The 24,440-nt window shown below is 70.9% G+C and carries 23 protein-coding genes; 17 read left to right on the forward strand and 6 right to left on the reverse strand.

The window, feature by feature from the left end:
* Window positions 1-4 precede the first annotated feature (4 nt).
* Window positions 5-1,207: an acyl-CoA dehydrogenase family protein gene (locus FFI97_RS21180; protein ID WP_144004498.1), complete on the reverse strand. Its 1,203-nt coding sequence runs from the start codon at window positions 1,205-1,207 to the stop codon at window positions 5-7.
* A 149-nt stretch (window positions 1,208-1,356) separates the two neighbouring features.
* Complete coding sequence (locus FFI97_RS21185; RefSeq protein WP_062482079.1) at window positions 1,357-2,226, reverse strand: UDP-2,3-diacylglucosamine diphosphatase; 870 nt, start codon at window positions 2,224-2,226, stop codon at window positions 1,357-1,359.
* A 94-nt stretch (window positions 2,227-2,320) separates the two neighbouring features.
* Between FFI97_RS21185 and FFI97_RS21190 the strand changes: the two genes are divergently transcribed.
* Complete coding sequence (locus FFI97_RS21190; RefSeq protein ID WP_139704400.1) at window positions 2,321-4,069, forward strand: lysoplasmalogenase family protein; 1,749 nt, start codon at window positions 2,321-2,323, stop codon at window positions 4,067-4,069.
* Between the two features lie 28 nt (window positions 4,070-4,097).
* On the opposite strand, the gene FFI97_RS21195 is transcribed toward FFI97_RS21190, so the two are convergent.
* From FFI97_RS21195 to ruvB, 3 genes are read right to left on the reverse strand one after another with little or no spacing between them, the layout of a single operon-like run.
* The gene (locus FFI97_RS21195) at window positions 4,098-4,475 is read right to left on the reverse strand and encodes a nuclear transport factor 2 family protein (RefSeq protein WP_139704402.1); all 378 of its coding nucleotides are present in this window, start codon (window positions 4,473-4,475) and stop codon (window positions 4,098-4,100) included.
* A 28-nt stretch (window positions 4,476-4,503) separates the two neighbouring features.
* On the reverse strand, window positions 4,504-5,463 hold the full coding sequence (dmeF, locus tag FFI97_RS21200) for a CDF family Co(II)/Ni(II) efflux transporter DmeF (RefSeq protein WP_139704404.1): 960 nt from the start codon (window positions 5,461-5,463) through the stop codon (window positions 4,504-4,506).
* Window positions 5,464-5,473: 10 nt separating this feature from the next.
* The gene (gene ruvB, locus FFI97_RS21205) at window positions 5,474-6,538 is read right to left on the reverse strand and encodes a Holliday junction branch migration DNA helicase RuvB (protein ID WP_139704406.1); all 1,065 of its coding nucleotides are present in this window, start codon (window positions 6,536-6,538) and stop codon (window positions 5,474-5,476) included.
* A gap of 86 nt (window positions 6,539-6,624) precedes the next feature.
* Between ruvB and FFI97_RS21210 the strand changes: the two genes are divergently transcribed.
* From FFI97_RS21210 to FFI97_RS21240, 8 genes are all read left to right on the forward strand, one after another.
* Window positions 6,625-7,239: a CDP-alcohol phosphatidyltransferase family protein gene (locus FFI97_RS21210; protein ID WP_095947964.1), complete on the forward strand. Its 615-nt coding sequence runs from the start codon at window positions 6,625-6,627 to the stop codon at window positions 7,237-7,239.
* Window positions 7,240-7,277: 38 nt separating this feature from the next.
* A complete protein-coding gene (locus FFI97_RS21215; protein ID WP_139704408.1) occupies window positions 7,278-9,044 on the forward strand; it encodes a bifunctional alpha/beta hydrolase/class I SAM-dependent methyltransferase in 1,767 nt (588 codons plus the stop codon).
* Window positions 9,041-10,243: a phosphatase PAP2/dual specificity phosphatase family protein gene (locus tag FFI97_RS21220; protein ID WP_260685094.1), complete on the forward strand. Its 1,203-nt coding sequence runs from the start codon at window positions 9,041-9,043 to the stop codon at window positions 10,241-10,243. Before FFI97_RS21215 ends, FFI97_RS21220 begins: the two co-directional genes overlap by 4 nt.
* Entirely contained in the window at window positions 10,240-10,377 is a 138-nt protein-coding gene (locus tag FFI97_RS34035; RefSeq protein WP_260685095.1) for a hypothetical protein, read from the forward strand. Before FFI97_RS21220 ends, FFI97_RS34035 begins: the two co-directional genes overlap by 4 nt.
* Window positions 10,370-10,810 carry a hypothetical protein gene (locus FFI97_RS21225; protein WP_062482724.1) on the forward strand — a complete coding sequence of 147 codons (441 nt, stop codon included), beginning with the start codon at window positions 10,370-10,372 and terminating at the stop codon, window positions 10,808-10,810. Before FFI97_RS34035 ends, FFI97_RS21225 begins: the two co-directional genes overlap by 8 nt.
* Before the next feature lie 62 nt (window positions 10,811-10,872).
* Window positions 10,873-11,538, forward strand: a complete 666-nt coding sequence (locus tag FFI97_RS21230) for a lysophospholipid acyltransferase family protein (RefSeq protein ID WP_139704435.1) — start codon at window positions 10,873-10,875, stop codon at window positions 11,536-11,538.
* A gap of 5 nt (window positions 11,539-11,543) precedes the next feature.
* Window positions 11,544-12,491 (forward strand): phosphatidate cytidylyltransferase, encoded by a 948-nt coding sequence (locus FFI97_RS21235; RefSeq protein ID WP_172438312.1) that lies wholly within the window; start codon window positions 11,544-11,546, stop codon window positions 12,489-12,491.
* Complete coding sequence (locus FFI97_RS21240) at window positions 12,479-13,102, forward strand: YdeI/OmpD-associated family protein (protein ID WP_409574639.1); 624 nt, start codon at window positions 12,479-12,481, stop codon at window positions 13,100-13,102. Before FFI97_RS21235 ends, FFI97_RS21240 begins: the two co-directional genes overlap by 13 nt.
* Window positions 13,103-13,127: 25 nt before the next feature.
* Here the strand turns inward: FFI97_RS21240 and FFI97_RS21245 are convergent, their stop codons facing one another.
* Window positions 13,128-13,751, reverse strand: coding sequence for a Crp/Fnr family transcriptional regulator (locus FFI97_RS21245; RefSeq protein ID WP_223301435.1), 624 nt, complete (start codon window positions 13,749-13,751; stop codon window positions 13,128-13,130).
* Between the two features lie 262 nt (window positions 13,752-14,013).
* Here FFI97_RS21245 and FFI97_RS21250 point away from each other — a divergent pair, with 262 nt between their 5' ends.
* From FFI97_RS21250 to FFI97_RS21285, 8 genes are all read left to right on the forward strand, one after another.
* Complete coding sequence (locus tag FFI97_RS21250; RefSeq protein WP_139704412.1) at window positions 14,014-15,075, forward strand: porin; 1,062 nt, start codon at window positions 14,014-14,016, stop codon at window positions 15,073-15,075.
* A 23-nt stretch (window positions 15,076-15,098) separates the two neighbouring features.
* Window positions 15,099-17,210 (forward strand): acetate--CoA ligase family protein, encoded by a 2,112-nt coding sequence (locus FFI97_RS21255; protein WP_144004499.1) that lies wholly within the window; start codon window positions 15,099-15,101, stop codon window positions 17,208-17,210.
* A 26-nt stretch (window positions 17,211-17,236) separates the two neighbouring features.
* Window positions 17,237-18,238, forward strand: a complete 1,002-nt coding sequence (locus FFI97_RS21260; protein WP_139706068.1) for a Bug family tripartite tricarboxylate transporter substrate binding protein — start codon at window positions 17,237-17,239, stop codon at window positions 18,236-18,238.
* A gap of 48 nt (window positions 18,239-18,286) precedes the next feature.
* On the forward strand, window positions 18,287-19,675 hold the full coding sequence (locus tag FFI97_RS21265; RefSeq protein ID WP_139706066.1) for a DUF1254 domain-containing protein: 1,389 nt from the start codon (window positions 18,287-18,289) through the stop codon (window positions 19,673-19,675).
* Between the two features lie 5 nt (window positions 19,676-19,680).
* Window positions 19,681-21,018 (forward strand): DUF1254 domain-containing protein, encoded by a 1,338-nt coding sequence (locus FFI97_RS21270; RefSeq protein ID WP_139706064.1) that lies wholly within the window; start codon window positions 19,681-19,683, stop codon window positions 21,016-21,018.
* Window positions 21,015-22,289, forward strand: a complete 1,275-nt coding sequence (locus tag FFI97_RS21275; protein ID WP_139706062.1) for an alkyl sulfatase dimerization domain-containing protein — start codon at window positions 21,015-21,017, stop codon at window positions 22,287-22,289. Before FFI97_RS21270 ends, FFI97_RS21275 begins: the two co-directional genes overlap by 4 nt.
* 61 nt (window positions 22,290-22,350) lie before the next feature.
* Window positions 22,351-23,310: a tripartite tricarboxylate transporter substrate binding protein gene (locus tag FFI97_RS21280; protein ID WP_313906292.1), complete on the forward strand. Its 960-nt coding sequence runs from the start codon at window positions 22,351-22,353 to the stop codon at window positions 23,308-23,310.
* 126 nt (window positions 23,311-23,436) lie between these two features.
* The gene (locus FFI97_RS21285) at window positions 23,437-24,399 is read left to right on the forward strand and encodes a helix-turn-helix domain-containing protein (protein WP_070062868.1); all 963 of its coding nucleotides are present in this window, start codon (window positions 23,437-23,439) and stop codon (window positions 24,397-24,399) included.
* Window positions 24,400-24,440: the final 41 nt, after the last annotated feature.

Genomic DNA, 24,440 nt, shown 5'->3' on the forward strand with positions numbered 1-24,440 from the left:
GGCCTCAGCGTGATTGCAGCAATTGCGCCGCGATGATGTTGCGCTGCACTTCGTTGGAGCCCGCGTAGATCGACGCGGCGCGGTCGTTGAGGTAGGCGGACATCGAGAACACCGCCTCCTCGGGCACGGCCAGCGCGCCTTGCAGGCCGTCGTCCAGTGGCAGGTCGGCCGCGGCGTAGTGGGCGGCGATCTCCACGCCGAGTTCGGTCAGGCGCTGGCGCAGCTCGGAGCCCATCACCTTGCCCATCGAGGGCCGGATGCCGTGCGGCTCGCCACGCGCCTGGGCGCGCAGCGACTGCAGCTCGGTGGCCTCGACCGCGTCGATGGCGCAGTCCATCTCGGCCAGGCGCAGCGCCATCTCGCGCGCCTCGTCGGCGGCGGACTCGCCTGCAGCCGCGAAGGCGCTGTCGGCCGCGGCGCGCAGCCGGCGCAGGCGCGCGCGCAGCATCGGCGCCCAGGCCCCGCCGCGCTCGTGCTGCAGCAGGTACTTGGCTACCGTCCAGCCCTGGTTCTCCTCGCCGATGAGGCCGCTGGCGGGCACGCGCACGTCGTCGAAGAACACCTGGTTGAGCTCGTGGTCGCCCGAGATGCTGATGATCGGGCGGATGGTCAGGCCGGCCTGGGGGATGTCGAAGCACAGGAAGCTGATGCCCTGCTGCGCCTTGCCGCCCGAGGCCGTGCGCACAAGGCAGAACATGCGGTTGGCGTACTGCGCGTGGGTGGTCCAGATCTTGGTGCCGTTGATGACGTAATCGTCGCCGTCGCGCACCGCCTTGCACTGCAGCGAGGCCAGGTCGGAGCCCGACTGCGGCTCGGAATAGCCCTGGCACCAGTAGTCCTCGCCCGAGCGGATGCCCGGCAGCCAGGCCTGTTTCTGCGCCTCGGTGCCGAAGGCGATGATCACCGGTGCGACCATGCCGGGGCCCATGGGCGCGCGCGGCGGCGCGTCGGCCGCGGCCAGCTCGCTGGCGAAGAGGTAGTGCTGCATCGGCGTCCAGCCGGTGCCGCCGTGTTCCACCGGCCAGTGCGGCACGCTCCAGCCCCGTCGGGCCAGCACGCGGTGCCAGCGGTTGCCGTCGGCGTAGTCGGTGAAGATGCCGGAGCAGCGACGCCCCGCGGCGCGCAGCTCAGGCGTCAGCTCGCGCGCGAGAAAGTCGCGAACCTCGTCGCGAAACGCGGTCTCCGCCGCGCTGAGGGTCCAGGCCATGGTGTTGTCTCACAGGGTTCACACCCGGCAAGTGTGCGGCGCGCGGGCCGGCGCGGCATCGTCGGATCGGACGAACGTGGGCGCCCCGCCGTGGCGGTGAGCGCTTTTTTCTTCAGTTCTTCGATCAAGGCCCGCGCGGGGCCGAACGTTCAGGCCGCGACCGCTTCGCGCGCCGGCACCGCTTGCGTCCCGACGGGCATGTGCTGCGCCCAGTCGATGATCTCGAGCGTGCCGTCGGCATGCTCGGCCAGCGCGGTGAGGCTTTCCACCCAATCGCCGTCGTTGCAGTACAGGATGCCGTCGATGTCGCGCATCTCGGCATGGTGGATGTGGCCACACACCACGCCCTGCGCGCCGCGGTTGCGGGCCTCGCGGGCCACGGCGTTCTCGAAGTCGCCCACGTAGCTCACGGCGCGCTTGACCTTGCCCTTGAGGTACTTCGAGAGCGACCAGTACGGCAGCCCCATGCGCGCGCGCAGCGAGTTGAGGTGGCGATTCAGCTTGAGCGTGAACTCGTAGAGCGAGTCGCCCACGTAGGCGAGCCATTTGGCGCACTGGATCACGCCGTCGAACAGGTCGCCGTGGATGATCCACAGCTTGCGGCCGTCGGCCGTTTCATGAATCCACTCGTCGGCCACGTCGATGCCGCCGAAGTTGTGGTTCAGGTACTTGCGGGCGAACTCGTCGTGGTTGCCTGGAATGAAGATCACGCGCGTGCCCTTGCGCGCCTTGCGCAACAACTTCTGGATCACGTCGTTGTGCGCCTGCGGCCAGTACCAGTGGCGCTTGAGCTGCCAGCCGTCGATGATGTCGCCGACCAGGAACAGCGTCTCGCACTCGGTGTGCTTGAGGAAGTCGAGCAGTGCCCGCGCCTGGCAGCCGGGCGTGCCCAGGTGCAGGTCGGAAATCCAGAGGGTGCGATAGCGCAGCGCCGGACGCGCCGCATCGTCGTCCTCCGGCTCGGGAGGCTGGATCGCGGTGTCGCGCCAGGCGCGAAGGAAAGCGTCGTCGCGTTGCATGGTCCGGCAGGTTCGCAGCCGCGCGTGACCGCACGATGGCGACTCCGTGACATCCCGGTGACGCGTGGCACCGGGGCAACGCCACAATCGGACGATGCGCTCTGGCCAGATCATCGTTCTCGTGTCCCCCGTGTTCTTCCTGCTGATCGCGATCGAGTTCGCGGTCGGCCGCGCGCGCGCCCGGCGCGGCACTGGGCAGGACACCTATCGCCTGGCCGATGCCGTGAACAGCATCGGGCTGGGCATGCTGAGCCAGATCAGCGCGGTGCTCACGGGGCTCTTGCGCATCGGCATCTACACCGCCGTGTATTCGGCGGTGGCGCTCTTTCCGCAAGAGGCGGCGCGCGAGTTCTGGACCACCTGGTACGGCTGGCTGCTGGCGCTGGTGTTCTACGACTTCTGCTACTACTGGCTGCACCGCATGGGCCACGAGTCGGCCGTGCTCTGGGCCGCGCACGTGGTGCACCACCAGAGCCAGCACTACAACCTGTCGACCGCGCTGCGCCAGACCTCGAGCGGCGCGCTGCTGGGCTGGATCTTCTACCTGCCGATGGCCGTGGCCGGCGTGCCGCCGCTGGTGTTCGTCGTGGTGGCGCTCATCGACCTGCTCTACCAGTTCTGGGTGCATACCGAACAGGTCGGCAAGCTCGGCTGGTTCGACCGCTGGTTCTGCTCGCCCTCGAACCACCGCGTGCACCACGCGGTGAACGACACGTATCTGGACCGCAACTACGGCGGCGTGCTGATCGTGTGGGACCGCCTCTTCGGCACCTTCCGCGAGGAGGACGAGCGCTGCGTGTACGGCACGCGCGGCGAGCTGAAAAGCTGGGACCCGCTGTGGGCCAACGCCGAGGTCTACTGGGCGCTCGCCAGGGATTCATGGCATGCGCGCCGCTGGTCCGACAAGCTGCGCGTGTGGTTCAAGCCGCCCGGCTGGCGCCCGGCCGACGTGGCGGCGCGCTACCCGAAGCCCGCTTTCGACATCGCGAAGGTGACGCGCTACGAGCCCGTGGTGAGCCGCGGCGTGCAATGGTTCGCGGGCCTGCAGTTCCTTGCGCTGCTGGGCGGCGTGACGGTGTTCCTCTGGTACTCCGACGCCGTGCCGCTGCCGCAGGCCGCCGTCTGGCTGGCCGCGCTGACGGCCGGGCTGTGGGCCGTGGGCGCGGTGCTGCAGGGCCGGCTGTCGGTCACCGAGGTGCTGCTGGTCGAGGCCGCCGCGCTGGCCACGGCGAGCGCGGCCTTGGGCATCGGCTGGCTGCACCTCCTCTTCAAGCCATTGGCGCTGGCGATCGCCATCGCCTTCGCGGCCCGCCGCGCGCAACGCCAGCCCGGCGGCATCGCGCGCTTCGATGCGCTGTTGCTGGCGGGCCTGGTCTTCTCGCTCGCGGGCGACGTGCTGCTGATGGGGCCGGCGAACCTCTTCGTGCCCGGGCTCGTGTGCTTCCTGCTCGCGCACCTGGCGTACATCGCGCTGTTCCGCATCGGCGTCGGGCTGTTCCCGCGTCCGCGCGCGCTGGCGGCCACCTTGCTGATCGGCGCGGGCATGTACGCCTTCCTGTGGCAGGGCGGCCTGCCGGTGGCGCTGCGCATCCCGGTCGGGTTCTACGTGGTGGTGATCGCCTGCATGGCGGCGCAGGCGATCGGGCGCGCGGCGGTGCTGCGTTCAAGCGACCCCACCGCGCTGTGGGTGGCGGTGGGCGCCTGCTTCTTCATGCTGAGCGACGCGCTGCTGGCGATCAACCGGTTCGTGTCGCCGCTGCCGCTGGCGTCGCTGTGGGTGCTGTCTACCTATTACGTGGCGCAGATGTTGATCGTGCGGCACGTCCGGCGGCCGACGCCTTGACTGGCTGCTGAAGGCGCAGCCCGGCCTGCTAGTCGGCCGGGCGCCCCATCGTCGGTGGGCCGATCTCGAACGATGCCGTCTGGATGAGGCCCTGGCGGACCACATAGACGCACACCATCTCCACGGTGCCGATCCCCTCCGGGAAGTTGCGCGTCACCACCTCGTGATCGACAACGACATGCCCCATGACCGAGCGCTGCAACAGGCGTGCATGAAGGTCAGGCTCGGCAAAGCGAATCGCGGTTCGGGCGCGCAACTCGGCGTGGCCGGCCGCCAGCAGCTTGCCTGCCAGTTCGAATTGTTTGGCGTCCTCGGCATAGGTGGCGAGCCACGCCTCGAGGTCTCTGGCGTTGTAGGCGGCCAGCTGGCGCTGCACCACGGCTTCCGGGGACGCATCGAGGGTCACGGATTCCAGCCTTCGTTCGACAGGCGTCTCAGTCCACGCAGCGCTGGATTTCGACCGTCGAGTGCCGGATCTCCTCATGCATCGAGAAGCACGCCCGCACCTGGTCGGCCGTGAGCGTGGCCGAATGCGTCACCACCGTGAGCGCACAGGCGTACGCATCGCGGCCGACGCGCCAGACGTGCAGGTCGGCCACGCGGGTTTCGGAGTCAGCCAGCACCGTCTCGACGCCTTCGCGGATTTCTTCGGTGACGGGGTGGTCCATCTCGCGGTCGAGCAGGACCTTGCCGGTTTCCTTCAGCAGGCCCTTGGCCCAGACGGCGACGAGCACGGCGCCGACGATGCCCATGGCCGGGTCGAGCCAGGACCAGCCGTAGAACCAGCCGCCCAGCAGCGCCGCGATGGCGAGCACCGAGGTGGCGGCGTCGGCCACCACGTGCAGGTAGGCGGAGCGCAGGTTGAGGTCGTGGCCATGCGCGTGGTCATGGCCGTGGTGGTGGTCATGCGCGTGCCCGTGGTCATGGCCGTGATGGTCGTGCGAATGCCCCAGCAGCCGCGCGCAGACCAGGTTCACCACCAGGCCCAGCACCGCGATCGAGATGGCCTCGGGGTAGTGGATGGCCACGGGCGACCACAGCCGCTCCAGCGAACCCACCACCATGAGCGCGGCGACGCCGAGCAGCAGCAGCGCGCTCGCGAAGCCGCCGAGCACCTCGATCTTCCAGGTGCCGAAGGCAAAGCGCGGGTCGCGGGCGTAGCGCCGCGCGGCGGCGTAGGCAAAGGCACTCAGACCGATGGCCAGCGCGTGCGAGCTCATGTGCCAGCCGTCGGCCAAAAGCGCCATGGAGTTGAACCACCAGCCGGCACCGATCTCGACCACCATCATGGCGGCGGTGATCCACATCACGAGGCGGGTGCTGCGTTCGGCGGCGGCGTTGCCGGCGCCGAAATGGTGGTCGTGCTGCCAGGCGCTCAGGTCGTGGGTGTGCATGGTTTTCTCTTCAGGCGCCGAACAGGTCCGGGCCGTCGGCGCGGCCCGAGGGCGGCACCACGCCCAGGTGGCGGTAGGCCGCGAGCGTGGCGATGCGCCCGCGCGGCGTGCGTTGCAGGTAGCCCTGCTGGATGAGGTAGGGCTCGATCACGTCCTCGATGGTGTCGCGCTCCTCGCCGATGCTGGCGGCCACGTTGTCCAGGCCGACCGGGCCGCCATCGAAGCGATGGATGACGGCCTCGAGCAGCTTGCGGTCCATGAGGTCGAAGCCCTGCGGGTCGACGTCGAGCATGGCCAGCGCCTTGTGCGCGATGTCTTCGGTGATGCGGCCGTTGCCCTTGACCTCGGCGTAGTCGCGCACGCGGCGCAGCAGGCGGTTGGCAATGCGGGGCGTGCCGCGCGAACGGCGCGCGATCTCGAAGCCGCCGGCGGCGTCGGTCTCGACCTTGAGCAGGCCGGCGCTGCGGCGCACGATGAGCGCCAGTTCTTCGGGCGTGTAGAACTCCAGCCGCGCCACGATGCCGAAGCGGTCGCGCAGCGGGTTGGTCAGCATGCCGGCGCGGGTGGTGGCGCCCACCAGCGTGAAGGGCTGCAGATCGAGCTTGATGCTGCGCGCCGCGGGGCCCTCGCCGATCATGATGTCGATCTGGTAGTCCTCCAGCGCGGGGTACAAAATTTCTTCGACGACCGGGCTCAGGCGGTGGATCTCGTCGATGAAGAGCACGTCGTTGGGCTCGAGGTTGGTCAGCAGCGCTGCCAGGTCCTTGGGCTTTTCGAGCACGGGGCCCGAGGTCTGGCGCAGGTTGACGCCCAGCTCGGCCGCGATGATGTGCGACAGCGTGGTCTTGCCCAGGCCCGGCGGGCCGAACAGCAGCACGTGGTCGAGCGCCTCTTTGCGCTTGCGCGCCGCGCCGATGAAGATCTCGAGCTGCTCGCGCACCTTGGACTGGCCGACGTACTCGTCGAGCAGCTTGGGCCGCAGCGCCCGCTCGATCGCCTCCTCGTTGGGCGAGGCGGGGGCGGCGGACACCACGCGTTGCGGGGCGGGGGCGAAATCGTCGGTCTGGATGGTCATTGGGGGTGGGTCTTCGGAGGCAAGTTTAGTCCCTGGCCACACTGGCAGAATGCCTGCAGAACATAACAAGAGAGGGAAGTCAGAACGTGTCCATCTACGAACTGAAACCGCGTTTCCAGGCCTTGCTGCGACCGCTCGTGGTCCGGCTGCATGCGATGGGCGTGACGGCCAACCAGGTGACGCTGGCGGCCTGCGCGGTGTCGGTCGGGCTCGGGCTCTGGCTGTTCTTCGCCGCGCCCTCGCTGGCGGCCTTCGGCCTGATCCCCGCCTGGATGTTCCTGCGCATGGCCTTCAACGCCATCGACGGCATGCTGGCGCGCGAACACCACCAGCAGAGCCGGCTGGGCGCCTTCCTCAACGAACTCACCGACGTGGTCTCCGACGCCGCGCTCTACCTGCCTTTCGCGCTGGTGGCGCCGTTCGCGCCGTTCTGGGTCGGCACGGTCATCGTGCTGGCCGGACTGAGCGAATTCGCCGGCGCGCTGGGCCCGACGGTGGGCGCCTCGCGCCGCTACGACGGGCCGATGGGCAAGAGCGACCGGGCCTTCGTGTTCGGCGCGCTCGGGTTGTATGTCGCCCTTGGCGGGCCGCTGCCGGGCTGGACCGCCCTCCTGATGCCATTGCTGGCCGCGCTGGTGGCCTGGACGGTCGTGAACCGCATCCGCCGCGCCCTGGCCGAGGCTGAAGCGCCCGCCGCCTGAAACACCCCCATACAAATAAATAAAGAAGACCCTTCTTCATGACCCCTTCCACACCCCGCGTCGCCGCCGAACACCACTTCCGCACGCACGACGGCGAATCGCTGTTCTACCGCCACTGGCCGGCCACGGGCGCCGTGCGGCGCGGCGCCGTGCTGCTGTTCCACCGCGGCCACGAGCATGGCGCGCGCATGGCGCACCTGGTCGATGAGCTGGACCTGCCCGACTTCGACTTCTTCGCCTGGGACGCGCGCGGCCACGGCCTGTCGCCGGGCCAGCGCGGCTACAGCCCCAGCTTCGGCACCTCGGTGCGCGACGTGCAGACCTTCGTGCAGCACATCGCCGCCGCCCACGGCGTGCCCGAGCACGACATCCACGTGGTCGCGCAGAGCGTGGGCGCAGTGCTGATCGCCACCTGGGCGCACGACTACGCGCCCAAGGTGCGCGGCCTCACGCTGGCCTCGCCGGCCTTCAAGGTCAAGCTCTACGTGCCGTTCGCGCGGCCGGGGCTGGCGCTCATGCACAAGCTGCGCGGGCTGTTCTTCGTGAACAGCTACGTGAAGCCGAAATTCCTCACGCACGACCCCGCGCGCATCGAGAGCTACAAGAACGACCCGCTGATCTCGCGCCCGATCGCCGTCAACATCCTGCTGGGCCTGTACGAGGCGGCCGACCGCGTGGTGGCCGACGCCAACGCGATCACGCTGCCTGTGCAGCTGCTCATCTCGGGCGCCGACTGGGTGGTGCACCACAAGCCGCAGCACCAGTTCTTCGAGCGGCTGGGCAGCGCCGTGAAGACGAAGACGGTGCTGCCGGGCTTCTTCCACGACACGCTGGGCGAAAAAGACCGGGCGCCCGCGGTGGCGTCGATCCGCGAATTCATCCTGCAGCGCTTCGACGAACCGGCCGTGCCGGTCGACCTGCGCGAAGCGCACCTGAACGGCAACACCGCCGACGAATCGCGCGCGCTGGCCGAACCGCTCTCGCCCCTGTCGCCGCGCGGCGCCTACTGGGCGATCACGCGCGGCGGGCTGCGCGTGGGCGGCGCGCTGTCCAGCGGCATCGCGCTGGGCCACGCCACGGGCTTCGACTCGGGCAGCACGCTCGACTACGTCTACCGCAACCAGCCGCAGGGCAAGGGCGCGCTGGGCCGCTCGGTCGACCGCACCTACCTCGACTCCATCGGCTGGCGCGGCATCCGCCAGCGCAAGATCCACGTGGAAGAGCTGCTGCGCATCGCGATGGAGCGGCTGGTCGAGATGCACCGCGAAGTGCGCCTCATGGACATCGCGGCCGGCCACGGCCGCTACGTGCTCGACGCGGTGCTGGCCAGTCCGGTGAAGGCCAGCTCGATCCTGCTGCGCGACTACAGCGACATCAACGTGCGCGACGGCACAGCCCTCATTGCCGAGAAGGGCCTGGAAGACGTCGCCCAGTTCGTGCAGGCCGACGCCTTCGACCGCATCAGCCTGGCGAGCGTGACGCCGCGGCCCACGCTGGCCGTGGTGTCGGGCCTGTACGAGCTGTTCCCCGACAACGAGATGGTGCGCCGCTCGCTCGCGGGCGTGGGCGACGCGGTGGAAGACCGGGGCTACCTGGTCTACACCGGCCAGCCCTGGCACCCGCAGCTCGAAATGATCGCCCGCGCCCTCACCAGCCACCGCCAGGGCGAAGCCTGGGTGATGCGCCGGCGCACGCAGGCCGAGATGGACCAGCTGGTCGAAGAGGCGGGCTTCCGCAAGATCGACCAGCGGGTGGACGAGTGGGGCATCTTCACGGTGTCGCTGGCGGTGCGCGTCGCGCAATGACCGCCCGGCGCGCGCCCCGGCCGTGGAAACGCGCCGCCGCGTGGCTGGTGTTTCTGGGGCCGCTGTTCTACGCCACGTATGGCTTCGCCAACTGGTGGGCCACCACGCGCGCCAGCGTGCCCTCGATGGCCTTCGACTGGGAGCGGCAGGTGCCCTTCTGGGCCTGGACGATCTTTCCGTACTGGACCATCAACGTCTTCTACGCGCTGTCGCTGTTCCTGGCGCGCGACCGCCACACGCTCGACCGGCATGCGCTGCGGCTGGTGAGCGCCACGCTCATCGCCTGCACCTGCTTCATCCTCTGGCCGCTGCACTTCAGCTTCGGCCAGCCGCCGGTGGAAGGCGCCCCGGCCTTCCTGTTCAACGCGCTGCGCGGCTTCGACCAGCCCTACAACCAGGCGCCCTCGCTGCACATCGCGCTGGCCGTGATCCTGTGGGACTGGTACCGGCGCTTCATCCGGCCGCTGTGGGCGCGGCTCGTGCTGCATGTGTGGGCCTTCGCGATCTGCGCCTCGGTGCTCACGACCTGGCAGCACCACTTCATCGACATCCCGACCGGCGCGCTGCTGGGCATCTTCTGCGTGTGGCTGTGGCCGATGGCGCGCCGGGTGTCGATGCTGCGCGCGTGGCGCCTGGCGCGCGATCCGCAGCGGCTGAAGCTCGCGGGCTTCTATGCCGTGGGCGCGGCGCTGTGCCTGTTCGCGGCGTTGGCAACGGGCGGCGTGGCGCTGTGGCTGGCCTGGCCGGCAGCGGCGCTCGCGCTGGTGGCGCTCAACTACCTCGGCTTCGGCGCGCGCGGCTTCCAGATGGACGGCCACGGCCGCATGGGCTGGGCGGCGCGCTGGCTGTTCGCGCCCTACCGCCTGGCCGCGGCCTTCAATGTGTGGCTCTGGACGCGCAAGCTGCCGGCCTCGGTCGAGGTGGTACCCGGCCTGCGCCTGGGCCGCCGCCCCACGCAGGCCGAATGGCTCGCCGCCGGCCAGCCTCGGCTCGTGAGCCTGTGCGCTGAGCTGCAACTGCCGGCCGGCGTGCCGCCCGCCCGTGCGCGCTGCGTGCCGCTGCTCGACCTCGTGGTGCCGCCGCCCGCGCGCCTGCGCCGCGCCGCGGCCGTCATCGAAGGCCAGCGCCGCGCGGCGGCGACCGTTCGGCCGTGTGGGTCTGCTGCGCGCTGGGCTTCTCGCGCAGCGCCGCCGCCGTGATCGCCTGGCTGGGCCGCGACCACGGCCTGGCACAGGCCGAAGACGCCGTGCGCCGCGCCCGTCCGCAGATCGTGCTGCACGCCGCCTGGCGTACCGCACTCGAACCCCTTGGAACACCTTCGCGCCATGACTGACAACGAACGCGCCACCTGCACCACCCTGGCCGGCCTGCTGCGCGCGGCGGCCATGCTCGCCCTCTGGGGCTTCGCGCTCACCTGCATCGCCGCCCTGGTGCTGGCGCTCACGCTGCGCGGGCTCTCGAACACCGCCATCCTGGCTTTTGCCGCGGTGATGGTGCTGGGCGTGCTCGAACGCTACTTCGCCTTCCGGCTGCGGCTGGACCAGGCGCTGTTCGAAGGCCTGGCCAACGGCCAGATCGCCTCGCTGGGCGCGATGGACAACGCCCTGTCGGTGCTCGGGCTGCGCGACCCGCCGCCGCAGCCCAACGCCCGCGCGCTCGCCGACCGCGTGCAGGGAACCCGCCAACTGATGCAGCGCCACGCCATCGTGATCGCCTGCCAGAACGCGCTCTTCCTGCTCGCCCTCATGACACAGGAACTCGCTTGAACAACGACAACGGCAACAACAAGAACGACAGCAGCAGCGACGACGGCGCCCGGCCAAGCGCCATCGTGCGCCGCGGCCTCGCGGTGGTGGCGGGCCAGCTCATCATCGGCGCGGCCGGCCTCCTGACCGGCGTGCGCGCCATCTGGTCGGGCACCACGCCCAAGGCCGAGCAGACGCTGTACTTCGCCAACCACACCAGCCACGGCGACTTCGTGCTGCTGTGGGCCACGCTGCCCTCCGACCTGCGCGCGCTCACGCGGCCCGTGGCGGGCCAGGACTACTGGGAGGCCTCGAAGCTGCGCAACTTCATCGGCAAGGACGTGTTCAATGCGCTCATGATCCGCCGCGACGGCTCGGGCCAGGGCGGCAACCCGGTCGACCAGATGAAGGAGGCGCTGGAAGGCGGCGACTCGCTCATCATGTTCCCCGAGGGCACGCGCAACACGGGCGACGACATCCTGCTGCCGCTGAAAAGCGGCCTCTTCCACCTGGCACGCGCCTGCCCCACCGTGCGGCTGGTGCCGGTGTGGATCGAGAACCTCAAGCGCGTGCTGCCCAAGGGCACGCTGGTGCCGATCCCGCTGGCCTGCACGGTGCGCTTCGGCGCGCCGATCCAGCTCGAGGAAGGCGAAGACAAGACGGCGTTCCTCGCCCGCGCCCGCACGGCCATGCTCGACCTGCGCCCGGAGTACGACCGCATCGAACAAAACGGAGGGACCGCCTCGTGATCGAAATGTCCCCCTTCGCCTGGACCACCTTCAAGCTCTTCGGCGGCGTCTTCGGCGTGCTCGTGCTGGCCTCGGCCATCGGCGCGCTGCTCAAGTGGCGCGTGGCGCACGGCCAGCCGCACTCGGTGATCGACAACCTCAACTCGCGCGTCAATGCGTGGTGGGTGATGGTGGCGGTGATCGGCCTGGCCTTTGCCTTCGGCAAGGGCGGCGTGATCGTGCTGTTCTACCTGATCTCGTTCTATGCGCTGCGCGAGTTCATCAGCCTGGCCTACACGCGGCGCGGCGACCACGGCGCGATCGCGCTGGCTTTTTTCGTGGCGCTGCCGGGCCAGTACTTCCTCATCTGGATCGACTGGTACGGGCTGTACTCGATCTACATCCCGGTCTACGCCTTCCTGCTGCTGCCCATCCTGGCGGCCGTGGGCGGCGACACGCAGCGCTTCCTGGAGCGCACCTCGAAGATCCAGTGGGGCCTGATGGTGTGCGTGTTCTGCATCAGCCACGTGCCGGCGCTGCTCACGCTGCAGATCCCGGGCTTCGAGGGCCGCAACCTGCTGCTGATCGCCTTCCTGGTCATCGTGGTGCAGGGCAGCGACGTGCTGCAGTACGTGTGGGGCAAGCTCTTCGGCAAGCGCAAAGTGGCGCCCGAGCTGTCGCCGTCGAAGACCTGGGAAGGCCTGATCGGCGGCGTGGCCAGCGCCACCGCGATGGGCGCGGCGCTGTACTGGGCCACGCCCTTCAACCCGTGGCAGGCGGCGCTCATGGCCTTCATGATCTGCCTCCTGGGCTTCTTCGGCGGGCTGGTGATGTCGGCCATCAAGCGCGACCGCGGCGTGAAGGACTGGGGCTCCATGATCGAAGGCCACGGCGGCATGCTCGACCGGCTCGACTCGGTGATCTTCGCGGCGCCGATCTACTTCCACGCGCTGCGCTACTGGTGGGTGCCGTGAGCCCGGCGGCGAAGAAGACCGCGGTCAAGGTGGACCGCATCGTCGACGACACGCCGCTGGAATGTGCCGACGCCGCCGCGCTGCTGCGTTGGTACAAGAAACACCATGCGAGCCACGCCGGCGTCTGGCTGCGCATCGCGAAAAAAGCCAGCGGCATCGCCTCCGTCGACCACCCCGAGGCGCTGGAGATCGCGCTGTGCTTCGGCTGGATCGACGGCCAGCGCAAGAGCCAGGACGCGCAGTTCTTCCTGCAGCGCTTCACGCCGCGCACCGCGCGCAGCATCTGGTCGAAGATCAACCGCGACAAGGCCCTGAAGCTCATCGACGAGGGCCGCATGCAGCCCGGCGGCCTGGCCGAGGTGGAGCGTGCCCGCGCCGACGGCCGCTGGGAGGCGGCCTACGACGCCCCGAGCGTGGCCACCGTGCCGCCCGACCTGCAGGCCGCGCTCGACGCCAACCGCACCGCCAAGGCCTTCTTCGCCACGCTCGACGCGCGCAACCGCTTCGCCGTGCTGTTCCGCACGCAGGGCGCGAAGAAGCCCGAGACGCGCGCCCGGCGCATCGCGCAGTTCGTCGAGATGCTCGCCAAGGGCGAGAAGATCCACCCCTGAGCCTGCGCGCTGCGGTGCGCGCCGCTCACTGCGGCCCGGTGCCCGTCGCGATGACCGCGAGCTGGTCGGGGTCCACGATGCGGATGCGCTTGTAGCTCATGTCGATCACGCCTTCCGCGACCAGCCGCCCCAGCTCCTTGTTGATGGTCTGGCGCGACAGCCCCAGCATCGCCGCGAGGTCGTTCTGCGACAGCCGCACCGGCAGGCTCGCGGCGGCCTCCACCTGCATGCCGTAGAAGTGGATCACGCTCATCAGCGTGGCGGCCACGCGCCCGCGCACCGAGTTCAGCATCTGGTTCTGCAGCAGCACCACGCTCAGCCGCTGGCGCTTCAGGCCCAGCCGGGCCACGCCGCGCCACAGCGCGGGCTCGGCGTCGAGCACCGCGATCACGGCGTCGCTGGGCAGGTGGACGATCACCGAGTCTTCGTGCGCGTGGTAGTCGTAGGGCAGCGGCACGTCCTCGAGCAGGCGCACCAGCGGCGCCACCTGGCCGGGCCCGAGCAGCGCGTTGACGTACTTGCGCCCCTGCGGGCTCATGCTGCTGATCTCCAGGCAGCCTGACACCACCGCCAGCAGCTCGCGCTTGTGGCGGTCGCGCGCCAGCACCTGCGTGCGACGGCGGTAGCGCACCAGCCGCGCCGACTTCATGAGCTCGGCGCGGCGTGCGTCGGGCCATTGGGAAAACAGCTCGTTCCAGCGCAGCGCGCGGTCGAGCAGCTCGGCGCTGTCTTCGGCGTCGGGGGGGGTGGTTGCAGGTGGTCGGGTCAGCGGGTTCTCCCTGCCCTGGTGTTCACGAATCTGTCAAAGCGTTGACAGATTCGGGGGCCCTTCATTTCTATCGTAAGCCCCGGACATCGACAAGCACACAGGCGGCACCGCCTAGCGGCTCGCCACACCGGAGACAACCCAAATGAAGAAGACAGCCACCGCGGCCCTCGCGCTCGCGGCCTGCGCCCTTGCGTCCGCGCAAAGCACCGTGAGCGTCTACGGCACGCTCGACCTGTACGTGGCGCACGCCAGGTCGGGCCCCGCCTCCTCCACGCGGCTGGAGGACGGCGGCCAGACCGCCTCGCGCATCGGCTTTCGCGGCACCGAGGACCTGGGCGGCGGCCTGGGCGCGCACTTCACGCTGGAGAGCGGCTTTGCGCCCGACACCGGCAATGGCACGCTGCCCGGCCCCGCGATGTCGTTCAGCCGGCAGTCCTTCGTCGGGTTCTCGGCGCCGTGGGGGCAGATCGACGCGGGCCGCATGTACACGCCGATGTTCTACGCGCTGTTCAAGGCCGACCCCTACGGCCTGAACTCGGTGTTCTCGCCCATCAACCTGGTGGCCGCCACCGACGCGCAACCGGGCCTCACGCCCTTCGCGGCCCGCGCCAGCAACATGGTGCGCTACCGCACGCCGGCCAGCATGGAGTTCTTTGCCGACCTGGCCTACGCGCCGGGCGAATCGAGCGCGCCGAGCCACCAGAGCGGCAACGTCTACGGCGGCAACATCGGCTGGGCGCGCAAGCCGTACTACATCGCCTACGCCTTCCAGCGCGCGCGCTCGGGCTCGGCGGCGGCGCCCGTGGCCTCGCCCGCCACCACGACCTACCAGGCGCTGACCGGCTCCTACGAGCTGCCCTCGATCGGCCTGCAGCTGTACGCCAGCTACGTGCGCAACGCCTCGAGCCTGCCCAACGTGCCGACCGCGAAGCTGGTGAACCTGGGCGCCACCTACAACGTGACGCCGGCCTCGAACCTGATCTTCGGCGCCACGCAGCGCAAGGTGGCCGAGAGCGAACGCTCGCAGCTGGCCTGGACGCTGGGCTACGACTACTACCTGAGCAAGCGCACCGTGGTCTATGCGCGCTGGCTGCGCCTGCTGAACCGGCACGGCGCCTCGGCCTCGCTCGCGACCATCCCGGTGGTGGCCAACAGCGGCAACGACGTGCGCGTGCTCGCCACCGGCATCCGCCACAACTTCTGACTTCCGACACCTCCGCCATGCCCATGGACTTCTTCTCTTCGCAAGCCGAATCCCTCTCGGCGCTGTTCGCGCCGCGCGCCATCGCGGTGGTCGGCGCCTCGTCCAACGCGCAGAAGATCGGCGGCATTCCCGTCGACTACCAGCGCCGCTTCGGCTTCGAGGGCGCGCTGTACCCGGTCAACCCGAACGCCGACCGCATCCAGGACCTGCCGGCCTACCCGAGCCTGCGCGCCATCGGCCAGCCGGTGGACCTGGCCATCCTCGCGGTGCCGTCGGCGCTGGTCGACGGCGCGCTCGACGACGCCATCGCGGCGGGCGTGAAGGGCGTGGTGCTGTTCTCCTCGGGCTTTGCCGAAGTGGGCGCCGAGGGCGCGGCGGCGCAGGCGCGGCTGGGCGACAAGGCGCGTGCCGCGGGCGTGCGGCTGGTCGGCCCCAACTGCCTGGGCTTCATGAACATCGCGCGCCACGTGTACGCCACCTTCTCGCCGGCGCCCGGCGTGGGCCGCGTGATGCCGGGACGCATCGGGCTGGTGAGCCAGTCGGGCGCGTTCGGCGCCTATGCCTACGCGATGGCGCGGGCGCGCGGCGTCGGCCTGTCGCTGTGGGCCACCACCGGCAACGAGGCCGACGTGCAGGTCGCCGACTGCCTGGCCTGGCTCGCGCAGGACCCCGACACCGACGTGATCATGGCCTACATGGAAGGCTGCCGCGACGGCCCCCGGCTGCGCGCCGCGCTGGCCCTGGCGCAGGCCAACGGCAAGCCGGTGGTGATGGTCAAGGTCGGGCGCACCGCACTCGGCGCCGAGGCCGCGGCCTCGCACACCGCCGCGCTGGCGGGCGACGACGCGGTGTACGACGCGGTGTTCCGCCAGTACGGCGTGCTGCGCGCGCGCAACCTCACGGAGTTCTTCGACCTGGCCCACAGCGCGGCCGTGGCGGGCCGCCCGCGCGACCGCTCGATCGGCCTGTTCACGCTCTCGGGCGGCGTCGGCGCGCTGATGGCCGACGAGGCCTCGGCCCAGGGCCTGGACGCCCGGCCGCTGAGCGAGGCCGCGCAGGACACGCTGCGCCGCTGGGTGCCCTTCGCAGCGCCGCGCAACCCGGTCGACATCACGGGCCAGGTCACCAACGACATGACGCTGATCGATCGCACGGCCCGCGTGATGCTGGACGACCAGGGCTTCGCCTCGTGGATGGGCTTCCTGGCTGCCGCGGGCGCGTCGGACGCGTTCTGGCCGGTGCTGCGCTCGTTGGTGAGCTCGCTGCGCGAGGCCTATCCCGACACGCTGCTGGCGGTGAGCACGCTGCTGACGCCGCAGCGCCGCGCCGAACTCGAGGCCATGCGCTGCCTGGTGTTCGCCGACCCGTCGGACGGCATCCGCACGATCGCCGCGCTGGCGGGGCTGAAGCCTGCGGCTGCGGTGGCTGCAACGCCCGCATCAACCAAGGCGCCGTTGACGCTCGCGCCCGGCACGATGTCCGAGCCCGATGCGCTCGCGCTGCTCGCCGACGCCGGCGTGCCCGTGGTCCCGCACCGCGTGGTGCGCAGCGCCGACGAAGCGGCGGCCGCCGCCGAGGCGCTCGGCGAGGCGGTGGTGGTGAAGATCGTCAGCGCCGACATCCCGCACAAGTCGGACGTCGGCGGCGTGGCGCTCGGGCTGCGCGGTGCGGCGCAGGCGCGCGCGGCCTTCGAGCGCACGCGCGACCTCGCGCGCACCGCACGGCCCGAGGCGCGGCTCGACGGCGCACTGGTGGCGCGCATGCTGACGGGCGGCGTCGAATGCATCGCGGGCGTGCACCGCGACCCGGTGTTCGGGCCGGTGCTGATGTTCGGCCTGGGCGGCATCCACGTCGAGACGCTGCGCGACGTGTCGCTGCGCGCGCTGCCGATCGCACGCGACGACGCGCTGGCCATGGTGCGCGAGCTGCGCGCCTTCGCGATCCTGAACGGCGCACGCGGCCGGCCGCCGGTCGACCTCGGCTCGATCGCCGACGCGCTGTGCGCGCTGGCCGACTTCGCGCAGCGCGCAGGCGACTCGCTCGACAGCGCCGAGATCAACCCGCTGATCGCGCGCCCGCAGGCCGAGGGCGGCTGCGTGGCGGTCGACGCGCTGGTCGTCGGCCGCGCGCCCTGAAGCACAACAACCACCGGAGACATCGCATGACGACGACATCGAAGAACGGACTCGGGCGCGCACTCGGCGCGGGCGCGGCACTGGTGCTCGCGGCAAGCGCGGCGGCGGCGGCCACGGAAGCGCCCTTCCCCTCCAAGCCCGTGCGCATCATCGTGCAGTACCAGGCGGGCGGCTCGACCGACATCCTCGCGCGGCTCGTGGCCGAGGGGCTGTCCAAGCGGCTGGGCCAGCCGGTGGTGGTCGAGAACCGCAGCGGCGCGGGCGGCATCATCGGCACCGACTACGTCGCCAAGAGCCCGCCCGACGGCCATACGCTGCTGCTCACGGTGCCGGGCCCCGTCACGGCGAACCTGGTGCTCTACAGCAAGCTGCCCTACGACCCGCGCACCGACCTGCGCATGGTGTCGGACATCGCCACCACGCGCACCGTGCTGGCGGTGCACCCCTCGGTGCCGGCGACCGACTTCAAGAGCCTGATCGCCGCCGCCAAGGCCGCGCCCGGCAAGTACTCGATGGGCTCGTGGGGCCCGGGCACGCAGCCGCACCAGGTGCAGGTGTACATGGACAAGGCCTACGGCCTGCAGACGATGCACGTGCCCTACAAGGGCGAGAGCCCGATGGCGATCGACCTGATCGGCGGCGTGATCCAGATGACCGTGGGCTCGGTCACCACGCTGCAGCCGTACATCAAGGCCGGCAAGCTGCGCCCGCTGGCCGTGGCCGGCCCCCGGCGCGCCCGCGCGCTGCCCGACGTGCCCACCTTCGCCGAGCAGGGCTACGCCGACGAGGTCTACGCCATGACCGGCCCGACCTCGCTGATGGCGCCGGCCAGGACGCCCGACGCCATCGTCGAGCGCCTGGGCCGCGAGGTCAGCGCGGTGGTGCGCCAGCCCGAGGTGAGCCGGCGCATCGAGGAGCTCGGCGCCGAGCCCGTGGGCAACCTGCCGCCCGAGGCCGCCGCGGCCTACAAGGCCTTCCTGCCCGTGACGCTGAAGCTCACGCAGGCCACGGGCGTGAAGCTCGACTGAACCGCCTTCCCCCTCTCCCCTTTTTTTCCGAACCCCGAGGTCTTTCCCATGAACGCTCCCGCTCCCGTGCCCGACATCGCCGCCGCCCGCAAGGCGCTCGCCCGTTCCATCGGCCTGGCCGCCTTCGTCTACGGCTATCCGCTCACCGAGACCTACCGCACCTGCGCCATGCAGACCGCGCCGCGCGCCGAACGCCGCAGCGGCGCCTCGGCCGGCTCCGACGTGCGCGCGCCGCTGAACACGCTGCACCACGCGCCGCGCCCGTCCACCCACGAAGACCGCGACGTGGTCACGCCCGCCAACGACCTGCTCTACACCATGGCCTGGCTGCACCTGGCGCACGGGCCGATGCTGCTCACCGTGCCCGCGTCGGCGCGGCATCCGGGGCGCTACTTCGTGCTGCCGCTGTACGACGCCTACACCGAGAACTTCGAGAACCTGGGCCCGCGCAACTGCAACCCCGAGGGCGAGACGGTCGTGCTCGTGGGCCCCGGCGGCACCGTGCCGGAATCGCTCGCCGGCCACCGCGTGGTGCGCTGCCCGACCGACCTGGTCTGGCTCATCGGCCGCATCCTGGTGGGTGATGAAAGCGACTGGCCGGCCGCGCGCGCGCTGCAGTCGGAGATCCAACTGAAGCCCGCGCCCGGCACCGTGCTGCAGGGCCGCCCGGCCGCCATCGAACAGTGGGCCGGCCCGCACGAGGACGCCATGGCCGCCGCCTTCGAGCACGGCGAACCGGCCGCAGAAGTGGCGCCGCGCTTCTTCACCAACGTGTGCCACGCGCTGGCCGAGGCGCCGGGCCGCGTGGAAGACCGCGGCCTCGTGGCGTGGTTCGGCCAGGGCGGGCTGCTGGCCAACGCCGCGTTCTCGTGGGACGCGCTGGAAGCACCGCTGCGCGAAGGCCTGATCGAAGGCTTCGCCGAGGGCGTGCAGCTGGTCGGCGCGGTGGGCCGCAACCGCCGGCCCAAGCCCTGGTCGATGACGCCGGCCACCGGCCGCTACGGCAACGAGTTCCTCGGCCGCGCGCGCACCGCCTACCTGGGCCTGGGCGCGCTGGCCACCAGCGAGGCGGTGTACGCCGCCGCGCACCACGACGCCACGCAGGAACCGCTGGACGGCCAGCGCCGCTACACGATGCGCTTCGAGGCCGGCGACCTGCCGCCCGCGGACGCCTTCTGGTCGGTCACGCTGTACGACACCGACCGCTTCCTCTACCCCAACGACATCCGCCGCCACGCCATCGGCGACCGCACGCCCGGGCTGAAGCGCAACGCCGACGGCAGCCTCGAACTGGTGGTGGGCCACGCGCGCCCCGCCGATGCCGCCAACTGGCTGCCCGCGCCGGCCGGGCGCTTCTACCTGATCCTGCGCATGTACTACCCGCGCGAGGGCGTGCAGGGCTGGCGCATCCCGGCGCTGCAGGCACAACAGGGCTGAGCACGATGCAGCCGCACACCGACGCCACCCTGCAAGCCCTGGCCGAAGAGGCCGTGGTCTACGCCTACCCGCTGTACGAGATGTGCCGCATGCGCGCGGCCACCTCGCCGCAGCGCACCGACGCCGCCGGCGAGGCGCCCAAGCCGCTGCGCTGGTGCAACGTGTTCACGCACGCGCGCCAACTGCTGGGCGCGGGCAAGAGCCGCGTCGTCACGCCGAACAACGACACGCTCTACACCAACGCCTGGCTCGACCTGGGCGAGGGCCCGCTCGTGATCGACGTGCCCGACACGGCCGGGCGCTACTACGTGCTGGGCCTTCTCGACTTCTTCACCAACCCCTTTGCCCACCTGGGCCAGCGCCTCACGGGCACGGCGGCGCGCGCCTTCGTGGTCACGCCGCCGGGATGGCGCGGCACGCTGCCTGCCGCGTTCGATGCGCCGGGCGCGCGCATCGAGGCGCCCACGCGCTGGCTGTGGATCATCGGACGCCTGCTGGTCGACGGCCCGCAGGACGTGCCCGCCGTCAACGCGCTGCAGGACGGCTTTCGCGTGCGCACGCTGGCCGACTGGGAGGCCGGCCGCGCCTCGGTGCCGCGCGCCTTCGACCCGGCCTGCGACCCGAAGGCACCGCTCACGGCCGCGCACTTCGCCGCGCAGGTGAACGCTGCGCTGCGCGACAACGCACCGCCGGCTGACGATGCCGCGCAGCTCGCGCGCTATGCATCGCTCGGCATCGGGCCCGGCGCGGGCGCGCTCGACGACAGTCAGCGCGCCGCGCTGCAGGCCGCGCTCGACACCGTGCTGCCCCGGCTGCGCGAGGCGCAGTCGGGCCGCACCACGGCCTCGGGCTGGGTGCAGATGCCGCTGGTGGAAGGCTCCTTCGGCGACGACCACCTGGCGCGCGCGCTGATCGCGCTCAAGTACATCGGCATGCTCGAAAGCCGCGAGGCCACCTACCCGATGGCCTGGCACGACGCGGCGGGCGAGCCGCTCACCGGCCAGCGCCGCTACACGCTGCGCTTCGCGCCCGACGCGCTGCCGCCGGTCGACGCCTTCTGGTCGCTCACGATGTACGACACGCGCGACTACATGCTGGTCGACAACCCGATCGACCGCTACGCCGTCGGCGACCGCACGCCGGGCCTGCGGCGCGACGCGGACGGCGGGCTCACGCTGCACATCCAGCACGCACGCCCCGAAGGCGAGGCCGCGCGCGCCAACTGGCTGCCGGCGCCCGAAGGCAGCTTCTACCTGTGCCTGCGCGCCTACGTGCCGCGCGCCGAACTGCTCGACGGCCGCTACCAGCTGCCGCCCCTCACCGTCACCAAGGATTCCGCATGAGTGCCACCGCTGAAAAACCCCAAGCCACAGAAGAAGAAAAGCCCTTCCTCATCGTCGGCACCGGCACCGAAACCGTCGCGCCGGGCCTGCACATCCTGCGCGGGCAGGGCCAATCGTTCGTGGCCGAGACCAACGTGGGCCTGGTCGTCGTCGACGCCGGCCCGGGCGGCTCGGTGACGCAGGGCATGATCGACGCGCTGCGCCAGCTCAGCGACGCGCCAGTGCATGCGCTGTGCTTCAGCCACGGCCACATCGGCTACAACGCCGGCGTGCCGATGTGGCTGGCCCATGCCGCCGCGCGCGGCGATGCGCCGCCGCGCATCATTGCGCACCGCAACGTGCCGCGCCGCCTGGCGCGCTACCGCGAGACGCTGGCCCTGCAGCACCGCATGGCCGAGATCCAGTTCAACCGCCCCGCCGGCTTCTTCGACCACCGGCTGGTGACGCACCCGCCCACCGAGACCTTCGACGACGTGCTGCAGATCGGCAGCGGCGAGTGCCGCGTCGAGCTGCGCTGGGCACCCTCGGAAACCGACGACGCGATCGCGCTGTGGAGCCCGGCGCAGCGCGTGCTGTACGGCGGCGCGGCGTTGATCGACTCCATTCCCAACATCGGCACGCCCTTTCGCACCATGCGCGACACGGTGCGCTGGGCCGACACGCTGGAGGCGCTGGCGGCGTTGAAGCCGCGCAAGGCGGTGCGCGAATTCGGCGCCACGCTCGAGGGCGAAGACCAGGTGCAGCACGTGCTCCTGCACACGGCCCGCGCGCTGCGCTGGGTGCGCGCGGAGGTGGTGCGGCTCATGAACGAGGGGCTCAACGAGCGCGACATCCTGGCGCGCATCCGCTTTCCCGACGAGCTGTTCGCGGTCGAGTGGATGAAGCCCACCTACGGCGACCCGGGCTACATCGTGCGCGACATCTACCGCTCGGAGAACGGCTGGTGGGACCGCAACCCGACCTCGCTGCACCCGGCCGCGCCCGAGGCCATCGGCCGCGCGGTGGCCGACGCCATCACCGACAAGCGCGGCGTGATCGACCAGGCACGTGCGCTGGCAGCAAACAAGCAGTGGCAGCTCGCGCTGCACGTGATCGACCTGCTAGCCACCGCCGAGGGCGAGGCCCTCGAGATCGCCGAGGCCCGCTCGCTCAAGGCCGAATGGCTGCGCGAGCGGGCACGCGAAGTGCCCAGTTACGTCTCGCGCAACCTGTATCGCGTGGGCGCGGACATGATCGAACAAGGCACGCAGGCGCGCTTCGGCATCCGCTGAGGCCTTTCCATCGGAGACACGGACCATGACAACGACAACACCATTCCGCTTCGGCCTGCGCATGCTGGCCGCCTGCTCCCTGGCCGCACTGGCAACAGCCAGCCACGCACAACAGGCCGACAGCTACCCCGACAAGCCCGTGACGCTGGTGGTGCCCACCGCGGCGGCCGGCGGCACCGACACCATCGCGCGGCTGATCGGCGACGGCCTCGGCAAGATCCTGAAGCAGCCCTTCGTGGTCGACAACCGCCCGGGCGCCAACGGCATCCTCGGCAGCGAGGTGGTGGCGCGTTCCACGCCCGACGGCTACCGGCTGCTGTTCACCTACGCCGCGACGATGGTGGTGAACCCCAGCCTCTACAAGAAGCTGCCCTACGACCCGCTGAAGGACTTCGTGCCGATCGCCCAGGTCGGGCGCGGCGGCAACCTGCTGCTGGTGCGCAAGGACCTGCCGGTGAAGACGATCCAGGAGTTCGTCGCCTACGCCAAGGCGCGCCCCGACAAGCTCAGCTACTGCTCGTGGGGCAACGGCTCAGGCGGCCACCTGGCGATGGAAAGCCTCAAGAAGCAGGCCGGCCTCGTGATGACGCACGTGCCCTACAAGGGCAGCGGCCCCTGCGTGCAGGACCTCGTGGGCGGCCAGGTCGATGCGGCCTTCGCCGACATCTCCTCGACCGTGGAGATCGTGCGCGCCGGGCGCATCCGGGCGCTGGCCAACAGCGGCCCCTCGCGCATCCCGATGCTGCCCGACGTGCCGACCATGACCGAGAGCGGCTACCCCTTCACCACCTACGCCTGGTACGGCCTGCTGGCGCCCGCCAAGACGCCGCCCGCCGTCGTGAAGAAGCTCAACGAGGCCGTGAACCAGGTGCTGCGCGATCCCGCGGTGGTGCGCCGCATGTACGAGCTGAACTTCAACGACCTGCCGCAGAACACGCCCGAGCAGTTCACCGCCACCATCCGCAGCGACCTGCGCGACTGGGGCGCGCTGGTGAAGGACATCGGTCTGACGCTCGAATGAACGCCTGAGCGGCCCCGACCAAGGGTAAGCAACATGGTCGGGCGGCGGCGCTTCCCACACACTGCGCCGTGACAGGCACGGTTTCTGCTCATCGGCTGCGCGATGGCAACTGCGCCAGCGCGCACCATGACCGAGCTTCTTCACTTCAGCCGACAACTCACCGCCGAAGCCCAGGCGCAGGCCTCGGGCGTGGGCGCCTGGGACCAGCACTACGAGCAGCTGTCCAACGGCCGCTTCGAGGGCCTGGCCGAAGACCTGCACCTGGACTTCGTGCAGGTCTTCCACGAGCGCGCCAACCAGACCGTGCTGCAGCGCGGCCGGGGCCGCCCCGGCGCCATCGCCTTCGCGCTCACCGAGACGGCCGCCCCGGGCAGCTGGTACTGCGGCCACGACCTGGGCGGGCGCCAGCTCAGCGCGCTGCCGCCGCGGGGCGAGTTCGAGCTGCTGGCCGGCGCAGGCATGGACCTGATGGCCGTGTGCGTCGACACCGAACCGCTGGCCAAGCTGGCCACCACCCTGTTCGGCCCCGACTTCGAGCTGCGCATGCCGGCGCCGGCGCCGGTGCAGCACCCCGGTTTCGACGAAACCGCCTTCACCCGCCTGCTGGGCGCCGCCCTGTCGCTGGCGCGCGACAACCTCGCGCAGCTCGAACAGCCGGCCGCGCGCCACATGCTGTCGCTGTCGCTGGCCGACGCGGTGCTGCAGTGCATGGGCTCGAAGGCCTTCGAGGCCCGGCTGCCCGCCAGCACGGCGGCGCGCCGCCACATCGTGGCCAAGGCGCGCGAGTACATGCAGGCGCACGCCGACGAGCCCATCAGCGTGCCCGACCTGTGCGCGGCCACCGGCGTGTCGCGCCGCTCGCTGCAGTACGCCTTCGAGGACGTGCTGCACCTGAGCCCCGTCACCTACCTGCGCGTGATGCGCCTGAACCGCGTGCGCTGCGAGATGCAGGCCTGCCGCGGCGACACCATCGGCGACATCGCCGCGCGTTGGGGCTTCTGGCACCTGTCGCGCTTTGCCATCGACTACGCGCGCCTGTTCGGCGAGCTGCCGTCCGCCACGCGCGCGCGGTGGTTTGCCAAATCTTGATAACGCCCGCGCCGGCGGCGCTCTTACCTTCGCGGTTGTCC

This window comes from Variovorax sp. KBS0712 (genome assembly GCF_006323185.2).
Lineage (GTDB): Bacteria > Pseudomonadota > Gammaproteobacteria > Burkholderiales > Burkholderiaceae_C > Variovorax > Variovorax boronicumulans.